Origin of the sequence: Moorena sp. SIO4E2 (assembly GCF_010671945.1) — a bacterium.
In the GTDB taxonomy this organism is placed as follows: domain Bacteria; phylum Cyanobacteriota; class Cyanobacteriia; order Cyanobacteriales; family Coleofasciculaceae; genus Moorena; species Moorena producens.
Map to the genome: position 1 here is coordinate 1 of NZ_JAAHIE010000772.1, position 2,914 is coordinate 2,914.

Annotated in this window: 2 protein-coding genes and 1 pseudogene; 2 read left to right on the forward strand and 1 reads right to left on the reverse strand. The window is 44.4% G+C overall.

Annotated features, from left to right (window positions below; genetic code table 11):
• Positions 1–623, reverse strand: a pseudogene (locus F6K37_RS36955) (PD-(D/E)XK nuclease family transposase); the annotation flags it as partial.
• Here F6K37_RS36955 and F6K37_RS36960 point away from each other — a divergent pair.
• Together F6K37_RS36960 and F6K37_RS36965 are read left to right on the forward strand one after the other, a co-directional pair.
• The gene (locus F6K37_RS36960) at positions 597–722 is read left to right on the forward strand and encodes a hypothetical protein (protein WP_287255958.1); all 126 of its coding nucleotides are present in this window, start codon (positions 597–599) and stop codon (positions 720–722) included. The pseudogene F6K37_RS36955 and the gene F6K37_RS36960 sit on opposite strands and share 27 nt — an antisense overlap.
• A 332-nt stretch (positions 723–1,054) precedes the next feature.
• The gene (locus tag F6K37_RS36965) at positions 1,055–2,377 is read left to right on the forward strand and encodes a P-loop NTPase fold protein (RefSeq protein WP_287255960.1); all 1,323 of its coding nucleotides are present in this window, start codon (positions 1,055–1,057) and stop codon (positions 2,375–2,377) included.
• Positions 2,378–2,914: the final 537 nt, after the last annotated feature.

Here is a 2,914-nt window from a genome sequence, read left to right on the forward strand (position 1 = left end):
CACTCTTGAGTTTTATTCAACCAAGCCCTTAAATCTTCAAGATTCGAGAAATCTAAGCAAGCTTCACTCAACCCTTCCAACTGATCCAGTGATAGTTGACTAATTTGCTGTTGCAGTTCACTCGGTAGTTCTCCTAAGCTACGAGATAGCAGACGGAGAATCAGTGCTCGTTCTCGTTTTGCTCCTTCTTCTCGACCTTTTAGCAAGCCTTCTTGTAAACCTTCTTGTCTAGAAGTCTCAACAATATTATTCATGTCTCGGTAATATTTGAGACTATTTTGGTAGTTATCCTGTTCAGTGCGAGAAAAGTTAGCAATTTCTGCCACGTCAAACAGTTGATTGAATACCGACTCTTGGAAAGGTTGAGGGCGATTCTGTAATTCTGAGAGATTTTTCAGGACAAACAGCCATTTATCAAAATGCGTCTCTAACTGGTTTAAGCTTTTGGTAAATTTGGGCAACTCGATATAGCGGTGCGACCCCGGCGAGGTTTCCTCGCCAAGGGAACGCGCACCAAGAGAAAGGAATTTGAGTTTATCATAAAACACCTGACAATCCTGATTTTTTAGCTCCACGGTATGTAGGATTGTCTGATCATGTTTATGGTCGTCAAAAACAAAATCGTAAGCATTCAGCCGTCAGCCGTCAGCCGTCAGCCGTTAGCTGACGTAACAGAGATTAAAGCAATGCTTACTTGTTTTATTCAAAAGCTGTTCGCGTAGCGCATAAGCTGATAACTGATAACTGATAGCTGATAGCACCTCAAGTAGCGCACGCTTCGCGAACAGCTATCAGCTATCAGCTAATGTGCTCTTGAGGTGCTATCAGCTAATGCGCTAAGGGCACGCTACTTGAGGTGCTATCAGCTAATGCACGAACGATATTTATTTTAAGCATTAGGCTGACCACTGACAACTGACCGCTGACAACTGACCGCTGACCGCTGACGGCTGACGGCTGACGGCTGACCCCTGAATGCTTACTATCATAGTTATCAAGTACATCTAAATTTTATTCCCTGTTCCCTGTTCCCTGTTCCCTCTTCCCATTAACCATGAGCAACGCCAAGTATTGGAAACCAGCTTACCAACTCTTTAACCCAGAGCAACCCCTGACCACACCAGAGGAAATCAGAGATTTTTATGTCCAGCGCACCGATAGTCCAGTAGAAAATTTAATCCCTATTCTGGAAATGGAAGACCAGCCAGTTAAGTTTTTATTAGCCGGTCATCGGGGCAGTGGAAAAACAACGGAATTGCGACGCATTCAACAGGAGCTAGCAGAAAATTATGCTGTAATCTGGGTTGATACGGCAACAGCTCTCGACCGGTATAATATTGGTTATGCTGAGGTGGTGGTGTTGATTGGAATGGAGGTTTGTCGCCAAGCCATTAAACCAGGCTGGTGGTCAAATCGGGATCAGCGCTTACTGGATGATTTAGAAAATAGCCTGACAACAGTAATTTATCAAGATAAAGAAACAGATACTGAACAGTTAGAATTACCAGAGGTTTTAAAAAAATTGGGGTTAATTCTGAAACGGGGATTAACTCGGGATATGACCAAAACCCTTAACGTTCGTCCTGCTGTTAGTGACATCATTGCTCGCGTCAACGATATTATTAAAGCTGCTGAAAAAGACCGCAACCAAAAATTACTAGTAATTGTAGATGGTCTCGATCGCCATGATTTGAGAACCGCTCTGGAAATGTTTGCTAGTCCGCTCCTCACAGAATTAGAGTGTCATATCATCTACACGATTCCAATTTCTTTACGATATTCCCCTAGCTTTCGCCAACCCATGGAAAGCTTCCAATGTTTGGATTTGTATAATTTGCCTGTATTCGAGTGCGATTGGCCTACGGCCACGCTACGCGATCGCAATTCTGGTCCCACCTCAACTGCTAACAAAGTTGGTCGAGATATCTTGAAGTCTGTGATTACCAAACGATTAGCTAAAATTAACGAAACAGATCTATTCACTCCCGATGCCCTAGAGCTCTTATCTGAAAAGAGTGGCGGTGTAATCCGGGATTTAATCCGACTAGCGCGGGGGGCTTGTCAGGTCGCCCTGAAGAAAAAAAAGGAATATGTAGACACAACCATTGCTAAGGAGGCGATTCAAGAAGAACGCAAAGCCTATACTATCAACGACTATCATTTTCCGGAATTGGCTACTGTTCACGAAACTGGTCGCTTAACTACCAATACCCATCATTTGCCCAAGCAAGGCAACATTGTGATTTGTGATGAACTTTTACAAAATAAGTATGTCTTAGGGTATTACGGTGACCATACCTGGTTTGATGTGCATCCAATTATTATCGAAGACTTGGAACAGTGGCAAGCTAGTCAGAATTCAGCTGTTAGCTCTTAGGTTTTAGGTAAGCATTCAGCATTCAGCATTCAGCATTCAGCATTCAGCATTCAGCATTCAGCATTCAGCTATCAGGGGCTTGTGGCCAACCTACTTGAGGTAATTTTGGCGTTGCTGATTCTGGGTATGGTTTTGCCCCCCTAGCCCCCCAATTTTGGGGGGAACAAGACTTTCAAAGTCCCTTCCGGTGCGCTTTCCAATGGGCGAGTAAATCGCCCTTGGGTCGCACCGCAAAATTGGGGGATTTAGGGGGCTTGACTAAAACCAGATGTCCGCGCATTCATTCCTTGATTCAGCAACGCCGTAATTTTGAATAAAATAAGCTGTTCGCTTAGCTTGAGCCTTGCCCTATGGCCACGGGACAGGAATGGCTGACAGCTGACTGCTGACGGCTGAATGCTTACGTAGCGTGAGCTAAAAGCGGACGGCTGACGGTCTAGGCTTTGGGTTTTGTTAGAATTAAACAGCCCTGCTTAAAAAGGGGGGAAGGGCATGGGTAATCGGGAATGGAAGCAATGACACAGACACTCTCAAAAC

Bases quoted from the DNA above. Each gene is read 5' to 3' on its own strand.
- F6K37_RS36965 (WP_287255960.1), top strand. From the start codon at position 1,055: ATGAGCAACGCCAAGTATTGGAAACCAGCTTACCAACTCTTTAACCCA.
- F6K37_RS36960 (WP_287255958.1), top strand. From the start codon at position 597: ATGTTTATGGTCGTCAAAAACAAAATCGTAAGCATTCAGCCGTCAGCC.